The 25611-nt window shown below is 62.7% G+C and carries 28 protein-coding genes and 1 pseudogene; 18 read left to right on the plus strand and 11 right to left on the minus strand.

Annotated elements, in window-relative coordinates; translation table 11 throughout:
* The 5 genes from kdpC to NKI85_RS16760 all read left to right on the plus strand — a co-directional run.
* Positions 1 to 422 (plus strand): potassium-transporting ATPase subunit KdpC (kdpC, locus tag NKI85_RS16740; RefSeq protein WP_352777013.1); only part of this gene is annotated, 422 nt, incomplete at its 5' end.
* Positions 423 to 474: 52 nt separating this feature from the next.
* On the plus strand, positions 475 to 3213 hold the full coding sequence (locus NKI85_RS16745; protein WP_352777015.1) for a DUF4118 domain-containing protein: 2739 nt from the start codon (positions 475 to 477) through the stop codon (positions 3211 to 3213).
* Complete coding sequence (locus tag NKI85_RS16750; RefSeq protein WP_352525211.1) at positions 3210 to 3902, plus strand: response regulator transcription factor; 693 nt, start codon at positions 3210 to 3212, stop codon at positions 3900 to 3902. The genes NKI85_RS16745 and NKI85_RS16750 overlap by 4 nt, the downstream gene beginning before the upstream one ends.
* A 162-nt stretch (positions 3903 to 4064) precedes the next feature.
* The gene (locus NKI85_RS16755; RefSeq protein WP_352525210.1) at positions 4065 to 4325 is read left to right on the plus strand and encodes a hypothetical protein; all 261 of its coding nucleotides are present in this window, start codon (positions 4065 to 4067) and stop codon (positions 4323 to 4325) included.
* A 129-nt stretch (positions 4326 to 4454) separates the two neighbouring features.
* Positions 4455 to 4973 carry an NUDIX hydrolase gene (locus NKI85_RS16760; RefSeq protein WP_352525209.1) on the plus strand — a complete coding sequence of 173 codons (519 nt, stop codon included), beginning with the start codon at positions 4455 to 4457 and terminating at the stop codon, positions 4971 to 4973.
* A 66-nt stretch (positions 4974 to 5039) separates the two neighbouring features.
* Here NKI85_RS16760 and NKI85_RS16765 read toward each other — a convergent pair whose 3' ends face one another.
* The 6 genes from NKI85_RS16765 to NKI85_RS16790 all read right to left on the minus strand — a co-directional run bounded on the left by NKI85_RS16765 (position 5040) and on the right by NKI85_RS16790 (position 11021).
* Positions 5040 to 5891, minus strand: a complete 852-nt coding sequence (locus tag NKI85_RS16765; RefSeq protein WP_352525208.1) for a citryl-CoA lyase — start codon at positions 5889 to 5891, stop codon at positions 5040 to 5042.
* Positions 5888 to 7072 carry a CaiB/BaiF CoA transferase family protein gene (locus NKI85_RS16770; RefSeq protein ID WP_352777019.1) on the minus strand — a complete coding sequence of 395 codons (1185 nt, stop codon included), beginning with the start codon at positions 7070 to 7072 and terminating at the stop codon, positions 5888 to 5890. Before NKI85_RS16770 ends, NKI85_RS16765 begins: the two co-directional genes overlap by 4 nt.
* Positions 7073 to 7087: 15 nt before the next feature.
* Positions 7088 to 8611, minus strand: a complete 1524-nt coding sequence (locus NKI85_RS16775) for a tripartite tricarboxylate transporter permease (RefSeq protein ID WP_352525205.1) — start codon at positions 8609 to 8611, stop codon at positions 7088 to 7090.
* A gap of 4 nt (positions 8612 to 8615) precedes the next feature.
* Complete coding sequence (locus NKI85_RS16780) at positions 8616 to 9149, minus strand: tripartite tricarboxylate transporter TctB family protein (RefSeq protein ID WP_352525204.1); 534 nt, start codon at positions 9147 to 9149, stop codon at positions 8616 to 8618.
* A gap of 153 nt (positions 9150 to 9302) precedes the next feature.
* On the minus strand, positions 9303 to 10280 hold the full coding sequence (locus NKI85_RS16785; RefSeq protein ID WP_352525202.1) for a Bug family tripartite tricarboxylate transporter substrate binding protein: 978 nt from the start codon (positions 10278 to 10280) through the stop codon (positions 9303 to 9305).
* Between the two features lie 201 nt (positions 10281 to 10481).
* Positions 10482 to 11021 carry a GNAT family N-acetyltransferase gene (locus NKI85_RS16790; RefSeq protein ID WP_352525201.1) on the minus strand — a complete coding sequence of 180 codons (540 nt, stop codon included), beginning with the start codon at positions 11019 to 11021 and terminating at the stop codon, positions 10482 to 10484.
* A gap of 215 nt (positions 11022 to 11236) precedes the next feature.
* On the opposite strand from NKI85_RS16790, the gene NKI85_RS16795 reads away from it, so the two are divergent.
* The 4 genes from NKI85_RS16795 to NKI85_RS16810 all read left to right on the plus strand — a co-directional run bounded on the left by NKI85_RS16795 (position 11237) and on the right by NKI85_RS16810 (position 14953).
* The gene (locus NKI85_RS16795; RefSeq protein WP_352525199.1) at positions 11237 to 11692 is read left to right on the plus strand and encodes a DUF2214 family protein; all 456 of its coding nucleotides are present in this window, start codon (positions 11237 to 11239) and stop codon (positions 11690 to 11692) included.
* 188 nt (positions 11693 to 11880) lie between these two features.
* Positions 11881 to 12858: a tripartite tricarboxylate transporter substrate-binding protein gene (locus NKI85_RS16800; protein WP_352777024.1), complete on the plus strand. Its 978-nt coding sequence runs from the start codon at positions 11881 to 11883 to the stop codon at positions 12856 to 12858.
* A gap of 107 nt (positions 12859 to 12965) precedes the next feature.
* Positions 12966 to 13433: a tripartite tricarboxylate transporter TctB family protein gene (locus NKI85_RS16805; RefSeq protein ID WP_352525197.1), complete on the plus strand. Its 468-nt coding sequence runs from the start codon at positions 12966 to 12968 to the stop codon at positions 13431 to 13433.
* A gap of 8 nt (positions 13434 to 13441) precedes the next feature.
* Positions 13442 to 14953: a tripartite tricarboxylate transporter permease gene (locus NKI85_RS16810; RefSeq protein WP_352525196.1), complete on the plus strand. Its 1512-nt coding sequence runs from the start codon at positions 13442 to 13444 to the stop codon at positions 14951 to 14953.
* A gap of 37 nt (positions 14954 to 14990) precedes the next feature.
* Here NKI85_RS16810 and nth read toward each other — a convergent pair whose 3' ends face one another.
* Positions 14991 to 15821, minus strand: a complete 831-nt coding sequence (gene nth, locus NKI85_RS16815) for an endonuclease III (protein ID WP_352525195.1) — start codon at positions 15819 to 15821, stop codon at positions 14991 to 14993.
* Between the two features lie 22 nt (positions 15822 to 15843).
* Here nth and NKI85_RS16820 point away from each other — a divergent pair, with 22 nt between their 5' ends.
* Entirely contained in the window at positions 15844 to 16338 is a 495-nt protein-coding gene (locus NKI85_RS16820; RefSeq protein WP_352525194.1) for a DUF2244 domain-containing protein, read from the plus strand.
* Positions 16339 to 16341: 3 nt separating this feature from the next.
* Here the strand turns inward: NKI85_RS16820 and NKI85_RS16825 are convergent, their stop codons facing one another.
* Positions 16342 to 17157 (minus strand): class I SAM-dependent methyltransferase, encoded by an 816-nt coding sequence (locus tag NKI85_RS16825; RefSeq protein ID WP_352525193.1) that lies wholly within the window; start codon positions 17155 to 17157, stop codon positions 16342 to 16344.
* Between the two features lie 115 nt (positions 17158 to 17272).
* Between NKI85_RS16825 and NKI85_RS16830 the strand changes: the two genes are divergently transcribed.
* From NKI85_RS16830 to NKI85_RS16855, 6 genes and pseudogenes are all read left to right on the plus strand, one after another.
* On the plus strand, positions 17273 to 18166 hold the full coding sequence (locus NKI85_RS16830) for a methylated-DNA--[protein]-cysteine S-methyltransferase (protein ID WP_352777027.1): 894 nt from the start codon (positions 17273 to 17275) through the stop codon (positions 18164 to 18166).
* 139 nt (positions 18167 to 18305) lie between these two features.
* A complete protein-coding gene (locus NKI85_RS16835) occupies positions 18306 to 19214 on the plus strand; it encodes a ribokinase (RefSeq protein WP_352525191.1) in 909 nt (302 codons plus the stop codon).
* A 15-nt stretch (positions 19215 to 19229) separates the two neighbouring features.
* Positions 19230 to 20683, plus strand: a pseudogene (locus NKI85_RS16840) (amidase).
* 103 nt (positions 20684 to 20786) lie between these two features.
* Positions 20787 to 21401 (plus strand): LysE family translocator, encoded by a 615-nt coding sequence (locus tag NKI85_RS16845; RefSeq protein ID WP_352525190.1) that lies wholly within the window; start codon positions 20787 to 20789, stop codon positions 21399 to 21401.
* A 149-nt stretch (positions 21402 to 21550) separates the two neighbouring features.
* Positions 21551 to 21823 (plus strand): hypothetical protein, encoded by a 273-nt coding sequence (locus NKI85_RS16850; RefSeq protein ID WP_352525189.1) that lies wholly within the window; start codon positions 21551 to 21553, stop codon positions 21821 to 21823.
* A gap of 106 nt (positions 21824 to 21929) precedes the next feature.
* Positions 21930 to 22310 (plus strand): hypothetical protein, encoded by a 381-nt coding sequence (locus NKI85_RS16855; protein WP_352525188.1) that lies wholly within the window; start codon positions 21930 to 21932, stop codon positions 22308 to 22310.
* Between the two features lie 7 nt (positions 22311 to 22317).
* Here the strand turns inward: NKI85_RS16855 and NKI85_RS16860 are convergent, their stop codons facing one another.
* A complete protein-coding gene (locus NKI85_RS16860) occupies positions 22318 to 23259 on the minus strand; it encodes a nucleoside hydrolase (RefSeq protein ID WP_352525187.1) in 942 nt (313 codons plus the stop codon).
* A 144-nt stretch (positions 23260 to 23403) separates the two neighbouring features.
* On the opposite strand from NKI85_RS16860, the gene NKI85_RS16865 reads away from it, so the two are divergent.
* Together NKI85_RS16865 and NKI85_RS16870 are read left to right on the plus strand one after the other, a co-directional pair.
* Positions 23404 to 23829, plus strand: a complete 426-nt coding sequence (locus NKI85_RS16865) for an Hsp20 family protein (protein ID WP_023718964.1) — start codon at positions 23404 to 23406, stop codon at positions 23827 to 23829.
* Between the two features lie 63 nt (positions 23830 to 23892).
* Positions 23893 to 24150: a BQ00720 family protein gene (locus NKI85_RS16870; RefSeq protein ID WP_352525186.1), complete on the plus strand. Its 258-nt coding sequence runs from the start codon at positions 23893 to 23895 to the stop codon at positions 24148 to 24150.
* Between the two features lie 99 nt (positions 24151 to 24249).
* On the opposite strand, the gene ptsN is transcribed toward NKI85_RS16870, so the two are convergent.
* Positions 24250 to 24714 (minus strand): PTS IIA-like nitrogen regulatory protein PtsN, encoded by a 465-nt coding sequence (ptsN, locus tag NKI85_RS16875; RefSeq protein ID WP_023718962.1) that lies wholly within the window; start codon positions 24712 to 24714, stop codon positions 24250 to 24252.
* A 59-nt stretch (positions 24715 to 24773) separates the two neighbouring features.
* Complete coding sequence (gene hpf / locus NKI85_RS16880) at positions 24774 to 25358, minus strand: ribosome hibernation-promoting factor, HPF/YfiA family (protein ID WP_352525184.1); 585 nt, start codon at positions 25356 to 25358, stop codon at positions 24774 to 24776.
* Positions 25359 to 25611 lie beyond the last annotated feature (253 nt).

Consider the following 25611-nt stretch of genomic DNA (forward strand, 5'->3'; position numbering starts at 1 on the left):
TCATCGGTTCCGAGCTGATCGGCCAGGCTTTCACCAGCGATCGCTACTTCCATGGCCGTCCGTCGGCTGCCGGCGACGGTTACAATGCCGCCGCCTCGGGCGGTTCAAATCTCGGCCCGACTAACCCGAAGCTGATCGACCGTATCAAGAGCGACGCCGAAAAGTTGAGGGCCGAAAACCCGAACCAGCCGGTGCCGATGGATCTGGTCACCACGTCCGGCAGCGGCCTCGATCCGCATATCAGCCCCGATGCGGCCTATTTTCAGGTCGCCAGGGTGGCCAGGGCAAGGAACGTCGATGAATCCAGGATCAAATCGCTTGTCGACAGCCATGTCGAGGATCGCGAATTGGGCTTCATAGGCGAGCCGGTGGTCAATGTGCTGGCCCTCAACCTTGCGCTGGACGATGCCACGAAACAATGAAGGCGGGCGCCGGGATCGACACCGAAGCCGGCGCCGTTCATGATTGATCCTGATGCCAGACGACAGCCGCACCGCCGAAACCAGGCCCTCTCCCGACGCGCTGCTCGAGCATGCAGAGCGGGAGGAGCGAGGTCGCCTGAGGATATTTCTCGGCGCCGCTCCCGGTGTCGGCAAGACCTACGAGATGCTGATGTCGGGCCGCGCCAGGCTGGCCGACGGGATCGACGTGGTGATCGGCATCGTCGAGACGCACGGTCGCAAGGAAACGCAGACGCTGGTCGAAGGCTACGAGGTCATTCCTCGTCTTGAGATCGATTACAAGGGGCGCATCCTTGAGGAAATGGATCTCGACGCCATCCTCGCCCGGCGCCCGGCGTTGGTTCTGGTCGACGAGCTCGCCCACACCAACGTTCCCGGCAGCCGTCACCCGAAGCGCTATCTCGACGTCCAGGAAATCCTGACGCACGGCATCGATGTCTACACGACACTGAACATCCAGCACGTCGAAAGTCTGAACGATGTCGTGGCCCAGATCACCCGCGTCAGGGTGCGTGAAACCGTTCCCGACTCTATCATCGACCAGGCGGACGACATCGAGATCATTGACCTCACCCCCGACGATCTGATCAAGCGGCTTGAAGAAGGCAAGGTCTACTTCCCCAACACCGCCCAGCGCGCCATCGAGAACTACTTCTCGCCGGGCAATCTGACGGCGCTCAGAGAATTGGCGCTGCGCCGCACCGCCCAGCGCGTCGACGAGCAGTTGCTGATCCATATGCAGGCCCACGCCATTCCGGGGCCGTGGGCGGCCAGCGAGCGTGTCCTGGTCTGGGTCGATAAGGATCCGCGCGGCGCGTCACTTGTACGCTATGCCCGCCGCCAGGCAGAGCGGCTTCGTGCCTCGTGGCTGGCGCTCTATGTCGAGACGCCACACTCGACCGGCCTGTCCGAGCAGGATCGCGACCGGCTGGCATCGACGCTTCGACTTGCCGAACAGTTGGGGGGCGTTGCCGTCACCATTCCCGGCCACGATGTCGCTGCCGACATCCTGCGTTACGCGGCAGCCAACAACGTCACCCACATCATCACCGGCAAGCCGCGCAAGCCACGCTGGCGGCAGTGGTTTGACGGCTCCGTCACTTATGACCTGATACGCGATGCCGGCAAGATCAGCATTCACGTCGTCTCCGGCGACGCCCAGGCGCAAGCCCCGCCGTCGCGGGGGTTGACCCCTGCCCGACCGCCGCGCCTCGACATCAGGCCCTATCTGATTGTCGTCTTCTATGTCGTTGCAGGGCTGTTGTTCGGCGAATTGCTGTCGCGCGTGCTGGATGTGCGCAACATCGCTCTCGTCTTTCTCATGGCTGTGCTGGCGTCGGCGGTCACAGCCGGGCTTTGGCCGGCGATCTTCGCTTCCGTTCTCAGCGCCATAGTTTTCAATTTTTTCTTTCTCGACCCGCTCTACACGCTGAATATCAGCGACCCTGAAAGCGCCGTCGCACTCGGCTTCTTCTTCTGCGTGGCGATCATCGCCAGCAATTTGACGGCGCGGGTGCAGCGCCAGGTAGTGGCAGCACAATCCCGCGCCCGCACTACCGAGGATCTCTATCTGTTCTCCAAGAAACTGGCGGGAACGGGCACGCTCGACGACGTTCTCTGGGCGACTGCCTTCCAGATCGCCTCAATGCTGAAGCTGCGCGTGGTGCTGCTTTTGCCGGAAAACGGCACGATCGCGGTCAAGGCCGGCTACCCGCCCGACGACACGCTGGCCGAGGCAGACATTGCCGCGGCGCTCTGGGCCTGGGAGCATAACCGCGCCGCGGGGCGCGGCGCCGACACGCTGCCGGGAGCAAAACGCCTCTATCTGCCGTTGCGGACCGGACGCACGGCGGTGGGCGTGGTTGGCCTCGACAACGACAAGCAAGGTCCGCTGCTGACACCCGAGCAGCAGCGTCTGCTCGATGCGCTCGCCGACCAGGCGGCGGTCGCCATCGAGCGCATCCAGCTCGTCGCCGATGTTGACCGGGCCAAGCTTGCGGCCGAGGCAGACCGCCTGCGCTCGGCCCTGCTGACCTCCATTTCGCACGATTTGAAAACGCCGCTTGCCGCCATTATCGGCGCGGCCGGAACACTCAGGGACTTCGAGGACGCACTTCCCGAGCAGGACCGGGCGGAACTGCTGTCGACCGTGCTTGATGAATCGGAAAGGCTTAACCGCTTCATCGCCAATCTGCTCGACATGACCAAGATAGAATCCGGCACGATGGAGCCGAACTATGCGTTTCACTATGTCGGCGACATTGTCGGCTCAGCCCTGCATCGGGCCCGCACAATCGTCGGCGAGCACAAGACCGAGATCGATATCCCATCGGATCTGCCGATGTTGCGGGTCGACCCCGTTCTGTTCGAACAGGTGCTGTTCAACCTCCTCGACAATGCTGCAAAATACGCGCCGCCAGCTTCGACGATCCGCCTGCAGGCCTGGACCGACAATGGCGTCGTCATCCTGCAGATCATGGATGAGGGACCAGGCATCCCGGCGGCGGATCTGGAGCGCGTTTTCGACACTTTCTACCGTGTGCGCAAGGGTGACCAGGTGCGTGCTGGCACCGGGCTGGGATTGTCGATTTGCCGCGGCTTCATCGAAGCGATGGGCGGGACGCTCTCGGCGGCAAACAGGACCGACCGCTCGGGCGCGGTTTTCACCATCAGGATGCAGGTGATGCCGGCAGAGCTGCCCAACCTCGGCGAACCCGATGCGGGCGATCAAAATATGGACGATTTGGCATGACGAGCCTGGACGTCAGGATATTGGTGGTCGATGACGAACCGCCGATCCGGAAACTGCTTCGCGTCGGGCTTGGCAGCCAGGGCTATTCGATCAGCGAGGCGCCGAACGCCAGGGCGGCGATCGAACTCATGGAGACGGAAAAGCCGGACCTTGTCCTGCTCGATCTCGGTCTGCCCGGCATGAGCGGCCATGAGCTGCTGCGCAAATGGCGGGATGATGGCCTGGACATTCCCGTGGTTATTCTTTCCAGCCGCACCGACGAGGCCGGCATCGTCTCGGCGCTCGAACTCGGCGCCGACGATTATGTCACCAAGCCATTCGGTATGAACGAGCTTGTGGCACGCATCCGCGTGGCGCTTCGCCACAAATTCCAGCAGCAGGGTGAGAGACCGGTGTTCCGCACCGGCGACCTCTCCGTCGACTTGGTGAAGCGCATCATCAAGGTCGACGACAAGGAGATAAAGCTCTCGCCGAAGGAATATGACATCCTCCGCATCCTAGTGCAGCACGCCGGCAGGGTTCTCACCCACCAATTCCTATTGAGGCAGGTCTGGGGGGATTCCACCGACGTTCAATATCTCAGGGTCTATGTCCGGCAACTCAGGCAAAAGATCGAAAAGACGCCCGACCAGCCGCGCTATATCACGACCGAAACCGGCGTCGGATATCGGCTGCGCGAAGTCGATTGACGTGAGGAGCACCCGGATGCAGCAATGCTTCCTCCAATCCGCTGCGAATCAGGGGCGGCCATGGCATCGCCGGCCAGACGCCCTATATTAAGGACAGGTCGGGTTTTGTGCGGGAATGAACGGATGTTACGGCTTCGTCTTTTGACGTTTTCCGGGTCGGCAATGCTGGCAGCGGCGATGCTGTCGGGCGTAAATCCTGCCAGCGCGGCGCAGCGCGTCAGCCCTGCGGACGTATTGATCCAGCAAAACCAGTTGCAGATGCTGGAGAACAGGCTGCAGCGGCAGCAATATCAGCAGCAGCAACAGCAGTACCGCGCCCAGGACCGCCAGATCCCGCCGCCGCAACAGCAGGTGGTGCCGCAGATGAAGCCGACTTGCCAATTGCTGCCGTCGGGGAGCGGCTTTATCAGCACCTGCCGCTGACAACCGGCCTTTCATTTATTTAGCCGACTTATATATTGGGGAAAACCGCTCCGCTTCGGATCTATTGAAAGCGGCTGACTTTGCAACGCTGCCCTTGCCATTTGGGCACCGCCTCGACTGGATTATCGAATGGCAGCCGGCAAGAAGAAGGTCGTACGCAAGGCAAGGAAGGGCGACCGGATTCGCCAGGTCGCGGCAATTCCTTTTCGGCTGAGCGAGTATGGCGACGTCGAGGTGATGCTCGTCACATCGCGAACGACGAGGCGCTTCATTGTGCCGAAGGGCTGGCCGATGAAGGGCAAGAGCGGCCGCAAGGCGGCCACCATCGAAGCACAGGAAGAAGCCGGCGTTCTCGGCAAGACACTGAAACAGCCGGCCGGCACCTATTGCTACTGGAAGCGGCTGGCGAACCGCTTCGTCCGTGTCGACGTCGTCGTCTATTTGCTGGAGGTAACCGAGGAACTCGCCAATTGGCAAGAAGCCAAGAGACGGCAGCGGGCATGGCTGGCGCCGGCCGACGCGGCGTTGCTCATCGACGAGCCGGATCTTTCGACGCTGGTGAGGAACATCAAGATTTCCGAGCCGGGGCATGATTCCAAAAAGTGGAATCGAGTTTTCGGCAAAGATCACGCTCAAACAAAAAGTTAGAGTCCCATCCCGATTCCATCGGGATGGAACAGGCTCTAGTCCGCCGCTGTCGCTTGAACCGACATCTCACTGGCTGCCGTCGTCTTCCTCGGGGAGGGGCCGCACCGGCGTGCCGGTATAGGCCCACAGCCATTCGCGCGGCAGTGGCCCCTTGTTGCGGTCGCTTTCCTGCGACTGTTCCCACGCATGTGCGAGGATGCCGACCGAGCGCGACAGCACGAAAAGGCCGCGCGTTAGTGGCGGCGGGAAGCCGAGCTCGCCGTAGATGACGGCCGTGGCGCCGTCGATATTGAGCGGGATTTTTTTGCCCTTGCGCCGCGCAACCTCGGCCTCGATCGCCTCGGCAATGTCGGCGAAGCGCCCGCTGACGATGCCGCGCGCGGCAAAGTCGCGGGTCAGCTCGATGAGGCGGGGCGCCCGCGGGTCGACCGGATGGAAACGATGGCCGAGCCCGGGCACATAGCCGTTTTCCCCAGCAAGGAAACGATCAACCCGCGCCGACACGACGTCCGCAAGCGGCATGCCGGCGTCCAGTTCGGCGGCGATGTCTCCGTAGAAGGAAAGCGCCTGTTCGCCGGCGCCGCCATGCACGTCGCCAAGCACGTTGATGGCCGACGCCATGGCGCTATTGATGCCGACGCCGCAGGTCATCGCCATGCGGGCAATGGCGATCGACGGCGCCTGTGGCCCATGGTCGACAGCGGCACCCAGCGCGATGCCAAGCAGCGCCGCCTGGTCCTCGCTTGGCAGTTCGCCGCGCAGCATCAGCCAGATCATTGCCGGAAAGCTGACGCGGCCGATCAGATCCTGAATCTCATAGCCGCGCAGCCGGATGACGCCGGGGCGCATCTCGATGATGCCGGTGTGCCACCACTCCTCGCCGCGTGCGCGACCGGTCTTCTTTTCCGTGCCGCTCATGCCTTCGCTCTTTTCTTGGCGCGCGGCGGCAGGCTGGCAAACACCTCGTCCATATGCTCACCCAGCGCCGGCGGCGGCCTGCTCGGCAAAGGTGCCTCGCCATCGACCATGAAGCCGCCGCGCACCACGGTCAGCGGCTTGTCCATGCCGGACACAGCTTGGAAGCGCGCCGTCATGCCGCGCTCGATCACCTGTTGCTCCTGCAATACCTGCGGGATCGTCAGCACCCGGCCGGTTGGCACGCCTGCGCGATTGAACGTCTCCTCCCAGTCGGCGGCCGAGCCGCTTGCCAAGGCGTCCTCGATCAGCGCCTTCAATGCGATGCGGTTCTGCTTGCGTGTTTCGCGCTCGGCAAAGCGGACATCCGACGCCAGCTCCGGCCGACCGATCATCTGACAGAGCATGACGAACTGCTCGTGCTTGTTGGCGGCGATGTTGAGCAGGCCGTCGCCGGTGCGAAAGGCACCCGACGGTGCGGCCGTCATGTTCTCATTGCCCATCGGCTGCGGCTCGACGCGTGCGGTCAGATAGTTCGACACCGGCCAGCCGAGCGCGGAGAGCGTGCATTCGAGCATGGAGACGTCGAGGAACGCGCCCTCACCTGTCGTCTTCTGCTTGACCAGCGCAGCGGCAATGGCGAAGGCTCCGACCAGACCGCCAAGCGTATCGGCGAGGGGATAGCCGACACGCAGCGGCGCCGTCTCCGGCGTGCCGGTGATGCTCATAATGCCGGAAAGCCCCTGGATGATCTGGTCGTAGGCTGGATTGTCGCGCATCGGCCCGGTCTGGCCAAAGCCCGATATCGCACAATAGACAAGGCTTGGCCGGACCTCTTTCAGCCTGGCATAGCCAAGCCCCAGCCGGTCCATTACGCCGGGGCGGAAATTCTCGACCAGCGCGTCGGCCGAGGCGACCAGATCGAGGAAGCGTTCGCGGTCGGCCTCCTGCTTGAGATCGAGCGCCACCGAGCGTTTGCCAGCATTCTGCGCCAGGAACGACGCGCCCATGCCGGCTCTGTTGAGCTCCGGCGAGGCACCGAGCTGGCGTGCGAGGTCGCCGCCTTGCGGCGTCTCGACCTTGATGACGTCGGCCCCGAGCAACGCCAGCTGATAGGCGCAATAGGGGCCGGCCAGCACATTGGTCAGGTCGAGGATGCGGATGCCGGAAAGCAGGTCTGTCATAACGTCACGAACAGCTCAGGCATCGCCCGGCACATGCTCCGGCCCGCGCATGCGCCTGCGCTCGATGTAAGCATAGATATGTGGCCCGACCAATCCGATGAAGGCCAGCGTCAGCAGCGTCAGCGACAGCGGATGCTTGTAGAACACCGTCCAGTCGCCGTTCGAGATGGTCATCGCGCGGCGGAACTGGGTTTCGGCAAGCGGCTCGAGGATCATGCCGATGATGACCGGCGCGGTCGGGAAATCGAAACGCCGCATCAGGAAGCCGGCAGCACCGAGCAGATAGAGGATGACGAGGTCGATCGGCGATTGCGAGATGCCGTAGGTGCCGACCGTGGCGAACACCAGGATGCCGGCATAGAGCTGCGGCGCCGGGATCTTCAGCAACCGCACCCAGAGCCCGATCAGCGGCAGGTTGAGGACGACGAGGATGACGTTGGCGATGAACAGGCTGGCGATCAGCCCCCACACCAGGTCGGCCTGTGTCGTCAGCAGCAGCGGCCCGGGATTGATGCCGTAGCTCTGGAATGCCGACAGCATGATCGCGGCCGTCGCCGAGGTCGGCAGGCCGAGCGTCAGCATCGGCACCAGCACGCCGGCCGCGGATGCATTGTTGGCGGCCTCCGGCCCGGCAACGCCCTCGATGGCGCCGACCGTGCCGAACTCCTCCTTGTGTTTTGAGAGTTTCTTCTCGATCGCATAGGACAGGAAGGTCGGGATTTCGGCGCCGCCGGCCGGCATGGCACCGATCGGGAAGCCGATCAGGGCGCCGCGCAGCCATGGCTTCCACGAGCGCGCCCATTCGGCTGCGGTCATGTAGAGCGAGCCCTTCAACGGCACGATATCGTCCTTGCCGGCATAGCGGCGCGAAGCCATGTAAAGCGTCTCGCCAACGGCGAACAGGCCAACGGCGACGACGATGACGTCGACGCCGTCGAGCAATTCGCTCATGCCGAAGGTGAAGCGCGGCTGGCCCGTCTGCAGGTCGACGCCGATCATGCCGATGACGAAGCCGACGAACAGGCTGGTCAGGCCGCGCACCGACGACGAGCCGAGCACCGCCGAAACCGTGATGAAGGCCAGCACCATCAGCGAGAAATACTCGGCCGGGCCGAACGCCAGCGCGAATTTGACGACGATCGGCGCCAGGAAGGCAACGCCGATCGTGCCCAGCGTGCCGGCGACGAAGGAGCCGATCGCCGAGGTCGCCAGGGCCGCACCGCCGCGGCCGGAGCGGGCCATCCTGTTGCCCTCCAGCGCCGTGACGATGGTGGCGCTTTCGCCAGGCGTGTTGAGCAGGATTGACGTCGTCGAGCCGCCATACATGGCGCCGTAGTAGATGCCGGCAAACAGGATGAAGGACGCTTCCGGCGCCACCTGGTAGGTGATCGGCAACAGCAGCGCGATGGTCAATGCCGGCCCGAGGCCGGGCAGCACGCCGATCGCTGTCCCAAGTGTGGTGCCGACCAGGCACCATATCAGGTTGGTCGGCGAGAAGGCGACCGAAAATCCGTGCGCGAGATGGCCAAGCGTTTCCATGGCGTCAGCCCCTCAGCATGGCGATGACAGAATCGACGATCGCATTCAGCTGGTTTTCGATGAAGCCGGCGCCGATATTGACACCGAGCGCCCTGGCAAACCCGAAATAGGCGGCCAGCGCCAAGATCAGGCCGACCAGCACGTCACGCAGCGGATGCCGGCTGCCGAAACCGTGGCAGATGAGAACGAACATGATGACAGATGCCGCGGTGAAGCCGAGCGGCTGGATCAGCACAAGATTGGCGATCAGTCCGACAGCGACGATGCCCATCGCCTTCCAGTCGGTCGGCGTCTCCTTTTCGTCCTCCGGCTGCCAGCCGCCCCGCAAGGCGGCGATGACGAGCAGCAGCGAAAGGAGCACCATGCCGGCCATGGTGATGTAGGGAAACACAGTCGGGCCAACCTTGGAATAGAGCGGCGACACCGGGATTGCCAGCGTCTGCCAGGCCACCGCACCCGCACAGGCGAGGAGCCCAATGCCGATCAGCAATTCGGGCACTGCAAGGCGCGGCGGCGCCGGCTGGTCGCTGGTGCTCATGATCGTCCTCCCAATATCGGTTCCCTGAGCCGGCCTCCTCGGAGCAGTCTCCCTCGGCCGAGCTCGGCGTAGTTTCACCTCCGGCGGAGCGTGTGTCCATGCGGCTGGCGAAAGTCGGCAAGGGTTGGCGAAGGCCGCCCCTTGCCGAGAGTATCAGGCAAGGCCGAGGTCCTTGAGGATCGTCCCGATGCGGGCCGTGTCTTCGGCGACGAATTTCGCATAGTCGTCACCGGTGAGCAGGATCTGCGTCCAGTTGCGGTTCTTGCATTCGGTGGCCCAGGCGTCGCTCTTGGCCATGGTCTCGATCAGCTTGATCATTGCTGCCTTATCGGCGTCCGAAACGCCGGGCGGTGCGAAGACGCCGCGCCAATTGAACAGCTCGACGTCGATGCCGGCTTCCTTCATCGTCGGAGCATCGATGCCCTCCTGGCGTTTGTCCGCGGATATGGCCAGCAGCCGCAGCGCGCCCGCCTTGACCTGTTCGGCGAACTCGCCATAGCCGGAGATGCCGGCCGCGACCTGGTTGCCGAGCAGCGCCGACAGCGCCTCGCCGCCGCCGGCGAACGGCACATAGGAGAGATTGGTGGCCGGAACACCGACGGTCTTGGCGATGAGGCCGAACAATATGTGGTCCGAGCCGCCGGCCGAACCGCCAGCGACCGGAACCTGCGTCGGGTCGGCCTTGAGGGCAGCAACGAAGTCGGCCGCAGTCTTGAAGGGCGAGGCGGCCGGCACCACCAGCGCCTCGAACTCGCCGGTGAGGCGGGCGATCGGCGTGACCTCGGTAAGGTTGTTGGCCGCCTTGTTGGCGATAATGGCGCCGACCATGACCATACCGGCCACCATCAGCGCATTGCCCTTGCCCTTCCACTGGTTGACGAACTGTGGCAGGCCGACAGTGCCTCCGGCGCCGCCGACATTGGTGATCTGTGAGCCGGAGATCAGTTTTTCGCTGCGCAGCACCTGGTCCATGGCGCGCGCCGTCTGGTCCCAGCCGCCGCCCGGCGCCGCCGGCACGAAAATCTGCAGCTGCTGCGCGTCCTGCGCGAAAGCGGGGATAAAATGCGACGTCACGAGACCGGCAGCACCTGCCGCCGCGGTGCTCATCAAGAATCTGCGTCTGTTCAGCATGGGATTCCTCCAAATCGCGACACTTCCTCCGGTGCCTGCCAGAAACGTAGCCTGAATTCAGACCCGCTCGATAAAATTCATGCAGAGTTTGCGTCATCCTGTCAAAGACAGAACACTCCGCATACGGCACAATCGGCCTGTACGATCCTCAGCCTGGCGAACTCGACGACGACGTGGCAGGCAGCGCCCAGATAGCACCCGTCAGGGCTGCCGCTCCAGCAGGATGGTCGGCTCCTCGTGATAGAGGGTTCGCAGCACTTCGCTATAGCCGCATTTCGCCGCGACGTTCAGCGAGGCGGTGTTTTCCGGATCGATGATGCAGACGGTTTTTGCGACTCCGAACGTCTCGTCGCCCCAGGCAAGTACCCGTGCGACGACTTCGCTGGCCAACCCTTGACCATGTGCGCCCGAAACCAGAGCCCAGCCGGCTTCCGGAATGCCCTCGATCGACGGCGTCATGTCGCGTTTGAGATCGTGAAAGCCCGCCTCGCCGATGAAGCGGCCGGTCGCCTTTTCCTCGATCGCCCAGAAGCCGTAGCCCAGAAGTGACCATAGGCCGGCATGGCGCAGGAAGCGCATCCAGCTTTCCTCCCGCGTGCGCGGCTTGCCGCCGATAAAGCGGGTGACGACTGGATCTGCCCACATTGCGACATAGGCGTCGAAATCGTCCAGCCGGTGCGGCCGCAAGATGGCGCGCGAGGTCTCAATCACTGGGGCGACAATTGTCTGCGGACTGGCCATGGTCATGCCTCGGTTGTGTTGCCGGTGCTATGTATGTCGCCCAGATAGGAACAACGACATGCATGAGACGGAACCGTCGTCGCCGAACAAGAGCCAAGGCTGTGTAGATCATCTTCCAGGCTGATGTGAATCCTGTCAGGCGGTGTTAGTTTTTCACCGGTATCTGATTCAACGCATTCGGTTTCAGCGCTGCCGTCCGACAGAGGGAAAACAGCATGGACACCACTGACCTTGTGCTTGCCATCTTCCACCATCTGCTGGTGTTTTCGCTGGCAGGCATCATCGGCGCCGAATTCGTCCTGATCCGCAGCGACTTGTCCGCCGCGACGCTCAAGCGGCTTGTCGGCATCGACCGCCACTACGGCATCATCGCCATGCTGATCATCGTCATCGGCATCGGCCGCGTCATCTATGGTCTCAAGGGCTGGGAATTCTACGTCTACAACTGGGTGTTCTGGGCAAAGATGGCCGCTTTCGCAATTGTCGGTCTGTTGTCGATCATCCCCACCATTCGTTTCCTATCCTGGAACAGGCAGGCGAGCGCCAGTCCCGGCTTCCAGGTGCCTGCGGCGGAGCTAGCGTCCGTTCGCACCTATGTCCGCACCGAGGCCTTGATCTTCCTGTTGATCCCGGTGTTCGCGGCAGCGATGGCGCGCGGCTACGGCTATTAGAAATAGGTCGGAGGAAGGGCATCGCGCGGCCCAACCTTTCCACTCATTTGCGCGGACAAACGTGCAGTTTGCCGTTTGAGGCCAATTGCAATTTGTTGGATTGCGCTAGTTATTGCTCCATCTACAGTCGGCTTTTTGAGAGGAACTCCGCGCCGCGGTTGGTAATTCATATCCTGGGAGGAAACACGATGCGAAAATTCGTCGCCGCGCTGGCTGCCGCCGCGGCCATCATGCTTTACCCGTTGGCCGCGGGCGCGCAGACCTACCCCGAACGCACCATCACCATTGTCGTGCCATTTTCGGCCGGCGGCCCGACCGACACCGTCACGCGTCTCGTCGCGGAAGCCATGTCGAAGGACCTCGGCCAGCAGGTCATCATCGAGAATGTCGGCGGCGCCGGCGGCACGCTGGGCGCGGGCCGCGTCGCGAATGCCGAGCCTGACGGCTATACGCTGCTCCTGCATCACATCGGCATGGCGACCAGTGCGACGTTATATAGGAATCTCGCCTACGACACGCTGAACGCGTTCGAATATGTCGGCCTCGTCACCGAGGTGCCGATGACCATCGTCGGCCGCAAAGATCTCGAGCCGACCGATCTGAAGGGGCTGGTCGACTACGCCAAGGCAAACAAGGATACCGTCACCGTCGCCAATGCCGGGATAGGTGCGGCCTCGCATCTGTGCGGCATGCTGTTTATGAGCGCCATCGGCACGCCGCTGGTTACCGTGCCCTACAAGGGCACCGGCCCGGCCATGACCGATCTTCTCGGCGGTCAGGTCGACATCATGTGCGATCAGACGACCAACACCACCAAGCAAATCCAGGGCGGCACGATCAAGGGCTATGCCGTCACCTCGCCGGACCGCCTCGATGTGCTGCCGGACGTGCCGACGACGACGGAAGCTGGCCTTCCCCACGTGCAGGTCGGCATCTGGCACGGCATCTATGCCCCCAAGGGCACGCCGGCCGAGATCACCGAACGCCTGTCGAAATCGCTTCAGGTCGCGTTGAAGGACCAGAACGTCGTCGCCCGCTTTGCCGAACTTGGCACCAAGCCGTCGTCCGATGCCGACGCGACGCCGGCGGCGCTCAAGGCCAAGCTGGAAAGCGAGATCGCGCGCTGGAAGCCGATCATCGAAGCGGCCGGCCAGTACGCCGACTAAAGCTTGAACGGGGCGCCACCAGCGCCCCGTTTTCGCTAGGGTCCCGCTTTCGATTTGGCCTTTCGATTCGGCATCGGCACGCCCGCGGCGCGGGCCGGGAGAACGTCATGAAACCTGTCGCAATCGACAGAACCAACGGCATATGCGCCGCGCTGTTCATCTTTCTCGGCGCATGTTTCGCGCTGCAATCGCTCGGCCTCGAAATCGGCACCGCCTTTCGCATGGGACCGGGCTATTTCCCGCTGGTGCTGGCGATCGTGCTGATCCTGCTTGGCGCCATCATCCTCGTCCAAGCGGTGCGCTTCGAGGGCGAACCGATCGGCCACATCGCGTGGCGCGGCATGCTGTTCATCCTGCCTGCTCCGATATTCTTCGGCCTGACGGTGCGCGGCCTGGGCTTTATCCCCTCGATCTTCCTGACGGCGCTGATCGCATCGTTTGCCAGCGGCCGCATGAAGCCGCTGACCGCGCTCGTGCTGTCGGCCTGCCTGACGCTGTTCGCATTCGTCGTCTTCAGCTACGCACTCGGCCTGCCGTTCCGGCGCTTCGGCCCGTGGCTGCCCCTATCGTTGTGAGGAGATGAATGGAACTCCTCAACAATCTCGCACTCGGTTTTTCGACCGCCACATCATTGGCAAACCTCGGATTCTGCCTGATCGGCGTCCTTCTCGGCACGCTGATTGGCGTCCTGCCCGGCATCGGCGCCACCGCAACCATCGCCATGCTGTTGCCGATCACCTTCCAGATCGGCGACCCGGTTTCCTCCCTCATCATGCTCGCCGGCATCTATTACGGCGCGCAGTATGGCGGCTCGACCACCGCCATTCTCATCAACATGCCCGGCGAATCCTCGTCAGCCGTCACCGCCATCGATGGCTACCAGATGGCCAGGAACGGCCGCGCCGGAGCAGCACTGGCGACCGCGGCGATAGGCTCGTTCTTTGCCGGCACGGTGTCGACCTTCCTCGTCGCCATCTTTGCCCCGCCGCTGACGGCGATAGCGCTGAAGTTCGGCGCGGCCGAGTATTTTTCGCTGATGATCGTCGGCCTGGTCTCGTCCGTCGCGCTCGCCCACGGCTCGATTGTCAAGGCGCTGGCGATGGTCGTGCTCGGCCTGCTGCTTGGCCTTGTCGGCACCGACATCTACACCGGCACGCCCCGTTTCACGCTTGGCATCCGCGAATATGCCGACGGACTGAATTTCGTCGCAGTGGCGGTCGGCGTCTTCGGCGTCGCCGAAATACTGCGCAACCTCGAAAATGAGCACGAACGTTCCGTGCTTATCCGAAAGATCTCCGGCCTTATGCCGACCCGCGAGGATTTTCGGCGCATGGCGGCTCCCATCGTGCGCGGCACGATCATCGGTTCGGCGCTCGGCATCCTGCCAGGAGGCGGCGCGATCCTGGCAGCCTTTGCCTCCTACACCGTCGAAAAACGTGTCTCGAAAAATCCGGGGGAATTCGGCAAGGGCGCCATCGAGGGCGTCGCCGGACCGGAATCGGCCAACAATGCCGGCGCACAAACCTCCTTCATCCCGATGCTGACGCTCGGCATTCCGGCCAACCCGGTCATGGCGCTGATGATTGGCGCGATGATCATCCAGGGCATCGTGCCCGGCCCCAATGTCGCGATCGAACAGCCTGCGCTGTTTTGGGGTATCATCACCTCGATGTGGATCGGCAATCTGATGCTGATCGTCTTGAACCTGCCGCTGATCGGGCTTTGGGTGAAACTGCTTACGATCCCCTATTACGTGCTCTTCCCGATCATCATGGCGTTCTGCTCGATCGGCGTTTACAGCGTCAACACCAACGTCTACGACCTCTATGCCGTCGCCTTCTTCGGCTTGCTTGGCTACCTCCTGGTCAAGCTGCGCTGCGAACCTGCGCCGCTGCTGCTCGGCTTCGTGCTCGGCCCGTTGCTTGAGGAAAACCTGCGCCGCGCCATGATCCTCTCGCGCGGCGACCCGAGCACCTTCGTGACGAGACCGATCAGCGCCAGCCTGCTCCTCATCGCGCTCGCTGTGCTCGTCATCGTCTTTCTCCCCGCGGTCAAGAAGAAGCGCGAAGAGGTGTTCGTCGAGGAGAGTTCCTGAACATGGATGCCGCTCCGTAGCAGGACGTTCAAATCTGCTAGCTGGCACCGATTGCCGCTGCTCGGTCCTGAGCCGCTTCTACCGGCTCGAGCGGCGCGATCTCGACCAGCGGCGCCGGCACGCTGGTCGTCTTTTCCTTGGCCTTGCAGATATCGGCGATGACGCAGACCGGGCAATCCGGCTTGCGCGCCTTGCAGACATAGCGGCCATGCAGGATCAGCCAATGATGGGCATGCCGCATATATTCGTCCGGAATGATCTTCAGGAACCCTTGCTCGACCTGTTCCGGTGTCTTACCCGGCGCCAGGCCGAGCCTGTTGCCGATGCGGAAGATGTGCGTGTCGACCGCCATCGTATGCTGGCCGAAGGCGACGTTGAGCACGACGTTGGCGGTCTTGCGGCCGACACCCGGCAGTTCGACCAGTTGATCGCGATCCTCGGGCACCTCGCCGCCATGGTCGCGGATCAGCGCGTCGGATAGCGCGATGACGTTCTTGGCCTTGTTGCGCCAGAGCCCGATGGTGCGGATATGGTCGCCGAGCCTGGCCTCGCCCAGCGCCAGCATTTTCTGCGGCGTGTCGGCAATTTTGAACAGCGCCCGCGTCGCCTTGTTGACGCCGGCGTCCGTCGCCTGCGCCGAAAGCACCACAGCCACCAGCAGCGTGAAGGCGTTGATATATTCGAGTTCGCCTCTCGGTTTCGGCCGCTGAACGGAAAAGCGCCGGAAAATCTCATGCACTTCGGCCGGGCTGTAAAGCGCCCGCGATCTCGCCGGCCGCGGACGCGGCTTGGCGTTCGAGCCGTCGCGGCGGCCGGGCAAGAGGTCTTTTTTGAGCGCGGAAGAGTTTTTGGGCTTGGGGCTCGTCATCGCCTTCCTATAATATCCCCTAATGAGCGATACAAACGCCTCATTTCAGGCCGACGAGCCATTCTTCCAGGCGCTGCTGACACCGCACCGGTCGCTGGGCAAGACCGGCTTTGCCATCCTGATGGGCGCGCTGCTGTTCGGCTGGCTGGTGACCGGAGCGTTTTTTCTGTCGCGTGGCGCCTGGCCGGTGTTCGGCTTCTTCGGCCTCGACGTTATTGCCGTCTACATCGCTTTCCGCGCCAATTATAGTGCCGCCCGGGCTCGCGAGGAGGTGTCGGTGTCGCGCACCAGCCTCGATATCCGCAAGACTGCCCCGTCAGGCAAATCGGAAGCACATCGCTTCAATCCGTTCTGGGCGCGCTTTTCGATCGCCCGCCACGCCGAGATCGGCATCACCGGGATGGCGGTCGAGGCGCAAGGAAAAACCGTCTCGATCGGCGGCTTCCTCAATCCCGACGACCGCGAGAGTTTTGCCACCGCATTTTCGCGCGCTCTGGCGACCGCCAAGGCGCGCTGACGATCAAAACCGAAATCTCAACAGCCTGCCGACCCTCCGAAGAGCCGGAATGTGGCTCCAGAGGCGAAAGATCAGTCCGGCGAACCAGCTCACACGGGCGGCATGTTCGGGTTTGTAGGCCATGGTTTCCTCGACAAACCGCAGACCGGGCACTGACCGTTCCAAGTCGCGCGGATCGTTGATCGCCCAGTGGAGTTCGGCTCCGGTGGCGCGGAACGACGGGTTGAGGCGCACGAGCTTCAGACCCAGGTCGCTGTAGGCATCGCAGATAAGTTCGCCGCTGGCCAGATGCGACACAAGCCGTGAGACCAGCCTTGGGCCCTCGTCAGCGGCAAGATAGGGCGTCAAGCCCTCCGCCACGACCATCGCCGGGCGATCGCCAGGCACGTCGTCCAGCCAGCCAGGCTCGGTGACTGACGATCCGATCAGGTGATAATGCTCGCGCGTCGGGTAGAGCTTGCGCCTGAGCTCGATGACTTCGGCATAGTCGACGTCGAACCAGTCGACGCCGGCTGGCGGGTCGATACGGAATATTCGCGTGTCGAGCCCGCAGCCGAGATGCAGGACAATGGCGTTCGGGTTGTTCGCCAGAAAAGCCGAAACCCAGTCGTCCAGCGTCTTGGCCCGGATCGCCAGACCCACGCCGAGATTGTCATCGACCTTGAGCCGCGAGAAGTCGTAGTCGATGCGGCGAACCGCCTCGTCCGCGAAACGGTCTTTCAGCAGCGAGTTGGGAAGCCGGCTTTCCAGCGCCTTGCCATAGACGGTGATCAGCAGCGTTTCTTTTTCCTTGGTCAGATGCACCTTCTCGCCGGCCATGAATTGTCCTTCCCATTCAAAGCCGACTCTATCTGGGTACATGCCGCGGGAAGGCAAGTTTCGGGTGGTGATCGGAGCCGCGAAGCGCGATATTCGCACTCAAGGAGATAGACCGATGAACGCCCAAATGCCTCTCAAAACGACAGCAATCCTTCAGAAAGACATTACGCCCGAAGGCGGCGACTATGAAATCGTCCGTCGCGCCATCGAGAAGATCAGCCTCGACTATCGCGACCAGCCTTCGCTGGAAGTGCTGGCCGAGGAGGTCGGCGAGACTCCGACCGGGCTGCAGAAGCTGTTCACCCGCTGGGCCGGCCTGTCGCCCAAGGCTTTTCTGCAGGCCGTTACCCTCGATCATGCGCGCAAGCTGCTCGATTCCGGCATGCCGCTGCTTGAAACCTCGTTCGAGCTCGGCATGTCCGGCCCAGGCCGGCTGCACGATCTGTTCGTCACCCACGAAGCGATGTCGCCGGGCGATTACAAGACGCGCGGCGCCGGGCTCACTATCCGCTACGGCTATCATATCTCGCCTTTCGCCGTCGCGCTGATCATGGTGACGGACCGCGGCCTTGCCGGCCTTGCCTTCAACGACCCCGGCGGCGAGCGCGCGGCCTTTGCCGATATGTCGAGCCGCTGGCCGAATGCGACCTATGTCGAGGACATGGCGGCAACGGCGCCCTACGCCGCGCGCATCTTCGATCCGGCGCTGTGGCGCGCCGACCAGCCGCTGCGCGTCGTCATGATCGGCACCGACTTCCAGGTCCGCGTCTGGGAGGCCTTGCTGCGCATTCCGATGGGCAAGGCCTGCACCTATTCCTCGATCGCCGCGCGCATCGGCGCACCGAGCGCCAGCCGGGCTGTGGGTGCCGCGGTCGGTGCCAATCCGATGTCCTTCGTCGTGCCGTGCCACCGGGCTCTCGGCAAGTCCGGCGCGCTCACCGGCTACCATTGGGGCCTGACCCGCAAACGCGCCATCCTCGGCTGGGAGGCGGGACAGGTCGCTCCTTGAATAGCCGCCGGATGGAACGATAGAGCGGCGCAAGAACCGCTGGGTTGGCAAGCACCGATCTTACAGGGTAGCTTCCCGCGCAATTAGCGATATGCATCTATTCCGATTTTCGGGTCGATGCGCTAGCGGGAGGCACTTCTTGATCGTCGTCATCGGCTCCATCAATCTCGACCTCATCGCTAGTGTCGACCGCTTGCCCGGTCCCGGCGAGACGGTGCGCGGCTCCGGTTTCGCCACTGCCCCCGGCGGCAAGGGTGCCAACCAGGCGCTGGCCGCCGCCCGCGCCGGCGCCAAGGTGCGCATGGTCGGCGCGGTCGGCAAGGACAGCTTCGCCGGCGAGGCTCTGGCGCTGCTGCGCGACGGCAAAATCGACCTGTCCGGCGTCGGCGAGACCTTTGCCTCGACCGGTACCGCACTGATCATGGTCGGCGCCGACGGCGAGAACGTGATCGCCGTCGTGGCGGGCGCCAATGATTCGGTCGTGCCGGGTGACCTTTCCAAGGCTTTCCTGAAAAACGGCGATGTCGTGCTGCTGCAGTTGGAAGTCCCGCTGCTAACGGTCGAGACAGCGCTTGACGCGGCAAGGACGGCCGGAGCGGTCACCGTGCTCAACACCGCCCCTTTTCACGGCGACGCGGCCGGCTTCCTCGGCAAGGCCGACTATCTCGTCGCCAACGAAACCGAGTTCGATCTCTATGGCGAGGCGCTGTCGTTGAGTGGCCGCGACCGCCCGGCACGGATGCGCGACTACGCCGCGAGAACCGGCCGAACCATCGTCGTCACGCTTGGCCCAGACGGCGTTCTGGCGGCGACGCCGGACGATCTTCTGATGGTTCCGGCGCTGAAGATCACGCCGCTCGACACGGTCGGCGCCGGCGACACGTTCTCCGGCTATTTTGCTGCTGGACTGGCAGCCGGCCTGCCGCTCGACCAAGCGCTTGCCCGCGCTGCCGCCGCCGGTTCGCTCGCCTGCCTGAAAGCCGGTGCCCAGCCGGCCATCCCGCTGGCCAGGGATGTCGATGCCGCCCTGCAGAACGCCGCAGGCTGAATCGGGACGACGGCCATGCGCCCGACCACCAAGCATGCTGTGCCGCCCGCCGGCGATATCTGCCGCCTGTCCGCCGTGGAGCTGCCGACAGGATCAGGCGCCGACAGCTTTCGGTGCGCGAAGTGATCGCGGCATTCCTCAACCGGATCGGGGCGGTGAACCCGCTGGTCAACGCCATCGTTTCATTGCGTGAGCGTGCCGACATCCTGCGCGAGGCCGACGAGGCAGACGCTCATTTGGCGCATGATGGCCATGCCGGGTCCCTGTTCGGCCTGCCGATCGCCATCAAGGATCTCGCTCTGACCAGGGGCATTGCCACCACTTTCGGCTCGCCGATCTTCGCTGGCTTTATCCCGGCTGAGGATGATTTCTTCGTTGAGCGTCTTCGCCAGGCCGGCGCCATCATCATCGGCAAGACCAACGTTCCCGAATTCGGGCTTGGCTCCAACACCTACAATACCGTGTTCGGACAGACGCTCAACGCATTCGACCCGGCGCTGACCGCCGGCGGCTCGAGCGGCGGCGCCGCCGTGGCGCTCGCCCTCGACATGGTTCCCATCGCCGATGGCAGCGATCTGGGTGGCTCGCTGCGCAACCCGGCCGCCTACAACAACGTCTATGGCTTCCGCCCGTCGCAGGGGCTGGTACCGAATGGTCCGAGCCTGGATGTGTTTCATGCCCAGATGGGGGTGAAAGGCCCGATGGGGCGAAGCGTGCGCGACATGGCGCTGCTGCTCGACGTGCAGGCCGGCTATCACCCTCGATCGCCGCTATCCCACAACGACAAACCGGGTTCATTCCTTCAAGCAATGGAACTGCCATCCGCCGGTGGCCACGTCGCCTGGCTGGGCGATCTCGACGGCCATTTGCCGGTCGAACCGGGAATTCTCGAGCTTTGCGAGACCGCTCTCGGCCGGCTCGCCGGTGTATCGTTCCTGATCGAGCCTCTGGTGTCGGATTTCGACTTCGAGGCGTTATGGCAAGCCTTCGTGATACTGCGCCAGGCAAACAATGGCTGCGCGCTCAGGATCCACTATGACGATCCGAACAAACGCAATCTCCTGAAACCGGAAACCGTCTGGGAAGTGGAAAGCGCGCTTCGCCTCACCGCCGCTCAGGTCCATGCAGCCTCGGTCGTCCGTTCATCCTGGTACCTAACATTGCTGTCGCTGTTCGATCGTTTCGACCTGGTTGCGTTGCCGAGCGCGCAAGTCTTTCCCTTCGCTGTCGACATCCCCTGGCCACGTGAAGTCGCCGGCCGGACCATGGACAGCTATCACCGCTGGATGCAGGTTTCAGTGCTTGCCACGATGGCCGGCTGCCCGGCGGTCAACGTGCCGGCCGGCTTCGACGCCAAGGGCAGGCCGATGGGCATGCAATTGATCGGGCCGCCGCGCGACGACCTCTCGGTGCTGAGGGCGGCTGCCGCCTATGAGGCGACGCTGCCGTGGCAGGCCGGCGCCTGCTGAAGTCAGTTCCGCATTGTCGGCGCCTCACCGACTTGCGCCCAACCCGTCGCCATGCATTGATCGCGACGCCGCGCCGCACGAGCGGCATTCTGCGGAGGGAAAAATGTCGCTGGAACTTTATGCCACCTATGTCGTCGCCTGCATCGTCATCATCCTTGTGCCGGGGCCGACGGTCACGCTGATCATCGCCAACAGCATCCGCCACGGCTCGCGCGCCGGTCTCGCCAATGTCACCGGCACGCAGGCCGGGCTGGCCATCATGATCGCCATCGTCGGCATCGGATTGACTTCGCTGATCGCGGGCATGGGCCACTGGTTCGAGTGGGTCCGGCTGATCGGCGCCGCCTACCTGATCTGGATGGGCGTGCAGATGTTCCGCTCGAAAGGCAAGCTGAACGCCGACGGAACGGCGAAAAAACCGCGCGGCGGCTTTTTCCTGCAAGGCCTGCTGGTGGCGGTCAGCAATCCGAAGACGCTGGTGTTCTTCGGCGCTTTCTTTCCGCAGTTTATTTCTCCCGAAGGCAACTACGCGCTGCAGATCGTGGTCATGGGTCTTACCGCGATGATCTTCGCCGCCGTGTCGGATTCAACATACGCGCTGGCCGCCGGCCGCGCCGGACGCCTGCTGTCGGCCGGCCGCGTCAAGCTGCTGTCGAGGATCAGCGGCAGCTTCCTGGTCGGCGGCGGCCTGTGGCTGGCGTTTTCCAAGGCGAAGTAACAGCCGCGAACCCGGCGTCACGAACAGTAACATCACGCGGAACAAAAGACTGATTGAAAGTCAGCGTTCGTGCAACCACATAAATCTGCACTGAGGGATTTATGTCTATGCCGTGGACTTATGCGGATTTGAAAAGGAACGCGTTTGGCGTGATTCTGCTCATCACTTTGTTCGCGGTGATGGTTCCGTCGGCTCTGAACAAATGGGCGAATGACGCAAGCCCGATCCGGTCGGTTGACCCGGTCGATGCAACAATCAAAAGTGGACAGGGTAAGGGGCGGAATATCCAATATCTGCTGTTCCTTGAGAACGGTTCGACGGTCCTGGTTTACGACGACCTCCCGCATCTGATCGGCTCGCGCGTCGGCATCGAGCGCGTCACGCGCGACAACGGCGCCATCTTTTACCGGTTTGCAAATTGAACGGCCATCCGATCACCGAAGCCGTTTTCTAAGGCGAAGCGAGCGTCAGATCTTTCTTTGTGGAATCGTTCTTGAACAAGGCCCATACTCCACTCAAATATAGGGGATGGGGCCGACAAATCTTTCTCTTAGGAACCGCTTTCTTCTGCTGCAAGAAGAGTTTCGCGATAGAGTTGTCGGCATCACTTTCTTTTGTGCATTCGCGCTTGCGATCGTCGTGCCGATTGTAACAAGGCAGAATAGCCCGATTGTCGGCACGCAACGCGTAGGAGGCATCGTCGAATACGTTACGACGATGCCGCTAAATCCGAAAGTTTCCGTCGGCCAAGGATTTCATTATAGATATGAAGTCCGTCTCGATGACAGCAACGCAGTGATATTAGTCGATGGTGAGGTGGAAACGCCCCACATGATCGGATCGGAAGTCTCGGTCGAAGAACAACATCGCCAGAACGGCACCTCCACCTACCGCCTGCTCAACGACTGAGCGGCCCTTAAAGCCGCCCCAACCTTTCCAGCAGCAGCGCGAAAAACGCATCGTGGTCGATGTCGCGCATCACCATGGCGTTCTTCGGCCGCTTGGTCACCCCCCACCAGTCGATCACCGTCATGCCCATGGTGAGCTCCGAGGCCATTTCCACGCTGACATTGCAATTGCGGCCCTTGAACAGCTTCGGCTTCAACAGATAGGCGATCACGCAAGGATCGTGCAGCGGGCCGCCATCGGTGCCGTATTTCTCCTCGTCGAAGCGTTCGAAGAATTCCAGCATATCCGCCGTCGCCGTGCCGACCCTGGTGCCGAGCTTGCGGAAAGCCTTCGTGCGCTTGGCGGTGGTCAGCGCCTTATGGGTGACGTCGAGCGGCATCATGATGATCGGAATGCCCGATTTGAACACGACATCGGCGGCGTGCGGGTCGACATAGATGTTGAATTCGGCGGTCGGCGTGACATTGCCGCCCTCGAAGAAGCCGCCGCCCATCAGCACGATCTCCTTGATGCGCGGCGCGATCTTGGGCTCGCGGATCAGCGCCAGCGCAACATTGGTGAGCGGCCCGAGCGCGCAAAGCGTGATCGTTCCGCTCTCCTCGTTCATCAGCGTCTCGACGATGAAATCGACCGCATACTCGTCCTGCAGCTTCATCTTTGGTTCGGGCAGTTGCGGTCCGTTGAGGCCGGTCTTGCCATGCACTTCCTCAGCGGTGACGAGTTCGCGCGCCAGCGGCCGGATGGCGCCGGCATAGACCTTGACGTCCGGCCGACCGGCCAACTCGCAGATCTTGCGGGCGTTTTTTTCGGTAAGTTTCAGCGGCACGTTGCCGGCCACCGCGGTGATGCCGACGATCTCCAGCTCGGCGCTGCCGAGCGCCAGCAATATGGCGACGGCATCGTCCTGGCCGGGGTCCGTGTCGATGATGATCCTGCGGGATTGGGGCATTTCAATTCCTTGTTTTGGCAAGTCTTTTTGGGCGGGATGTGTGACGGCTTGAAGTCTGCCGGGCGGCGGACCATATCAAGACCATCGGGAAAAATGCCATCCGGGTTTTTCCACTTTATGTCGCTCTTGAGAGGACACTGTAACATGAGCCGAATGACGCCTTTTTCCAGCCCGCTTCTCCTCGGTTTCGATTCTATGGAAAAGACGCTGGAGCGCTTGGCTAAGTCAGGTGACAGCTATCCTCCCTACAACATCGAGCGCCTCAGCGGTGCCGACGGCAAGACCGAAAGGCTGCGTATCACGCTCGCCGTCGCCGGTTTCGCGGAAAGCGATCTCGATGTCTCCACGGAGGAGAACCAGTTGGTCGTGCGAGGCCGTCAGAACGACGACACCGAGCGCGAATTCCTCCACCGTGGCATCGCCGCGCGCCAGTTCCAGCGCTGTTTCGTGCTGGCCGACGGTATGCGGGTGATTGCGGCGGAATTGAAGAACGGCCTTTTGTCGATCGATCTCGATCGGCCGGAGTCCGAACGGCTGGTACGAAAAATAAACATATCGGTGAAAGACTGATTTTTGCCGATAGCTCTCATGCGGGATGGCCTTGAGCGGCGTCTCGCGGCAAGGAGGCTTGAAATGACCAGAACTGACGAAAATATCATCATGACCAGCGGCGAATTCGCCCATCTCGGCGAAGGTTCGGTCGCCTATCTCAGGAAAGTGTCGAGCGACGATCTGCGCGGGCGTTTCCCAGGCCTCGGCGAAATCGCGCCGGGCATGGAACTGTGGGCGCTGTTTGCCGCCAATGGCCAGCCGATCCTGCTTTCGGACGCTCGTGACCGGGCGCTGGCCGGCGCCATGGAAAACGACCTCGTCACCGTCGCCATTCATTAGGCGTTGAAGAGACGGGCGGTCTTCCGGCTGAAATGGATAGGGCCGCTCACGGCGGCCCCTGAAGGATTTCAGCCAGCGGTATCTTCAATCCCAATGCATCTAGGCGGCGTGCGAGGCCTGCGTGTCCGACAGCAGCGCGTGGATGGCCACGGCGTCGCGCGTGCCCCTGATCTTGGCAACCGTGTCGGCATCGCGCAGCACCCGCGCGATGCGCGACAGCGCCTTGAGGTGGTCGGCGCCGGCACCTTCGGGGGCCAGAAGCAGAAACACCAGGTCGACCGGCTGGTCATCGAGGGCCTCGAAATCGACCGGTGTCTCCAGCCGGGCAAAAACGCCGGCGATCCGCTTCACCCCGGCCAGTTTGCCATGCGGAATGGCGATGCCGTTGCCGACGCCGGTTGAACCCAGCCGCTCGCGCTGCAGGATGGTATCGAACACCTCCCGCTCCGGAATGCCGGAAATCGCCGCCGCCCTCTCAGACAGCAATTGCAGCAGCTGCTTTTTGGAGTTCGCCTTCAACGCCGGCATGATTGCCGGAACGTTGACGAGATCGCTCAGATCCATGCTTGAAATCCCTTGTTCGCCTGCCGTCGCCAGTCCTCACGCTCGCGTGCGGCTGGTTTTTACCCCTGCGCGACCTTGGCCGTAGACGGGTCGATCCAGCCGATATTCCCGTCCGGCCGGCGATAGACGATGTTGAGATGGTCGTTTCCGGCATTGCGGAAGACGAGGACCGGGCTGTCCTTGGTGTCGAGCTCGATCACGGCTGACGCTACCGACATGGTCCGCAGCGTCATGGTCGATTCGGCGACGATGGCCGGCGCGAAATTCTCCGGTATGTCTTCATCATCGTCGGCAAGCGGCGCCATCACCGTATAGGCGACGTCGGTGGGTTCGCCGTTGGCATTGCCTGAATTGTGCGACTTCAGCCGGCGCTTGTAGCGCCTGAGGCGGGTTTCCAGACGATCCGCCGCGGCATCGAAGGCAAGCGTCGGATCCTGGGCATCGCCGGTCGCCTGCAGCGAAGTGCCGGAATCCAGCCGGATCATGCAATCGGCCGTGTAGCGCGACCCCGATTTGACGACTACGATTTGCCCTGAAAAGCCCCGATCGAAATATTTCCCGATCACTTCCCCGACACGGTCGGTGATGCGCGTACGGAACGCATCGCCGATGTCCATGTGTTTTCCCGATATGCGCAGTGTCATCTGAAAACTGACCTTCCTTGCTCAGGCTTCAAACTGTCCCGAGTTTATACTCGTGGTCCGTGCGCACAAGCTTTTGCGGCGTCACTTGCGCCGATTTTAAATCCGAACTTTCCGGTTGATCACAAGCCGCCTTCTTGGCCGTCCCGTGGCCTACGTCGTGACGGACCATCTCTCGTGCGGGCATCAGCGAACTCAAATCCACTCGCCAGCCCGTCTCATGCGGGCGGGCTTCTAGCCACTTCGTTGCCGCTTG

The sequence above is a fragment of the Mesorhizobium sp. M0571 genome, from assembly GCF_040320985.1.
In the GTDB taxonomy this organism is placed as follows: Bacteria; Pseudomonadota; Alphaproteobacteria; order Rhizobiales; family Rhizobiaceae; genus Mesorhizobium.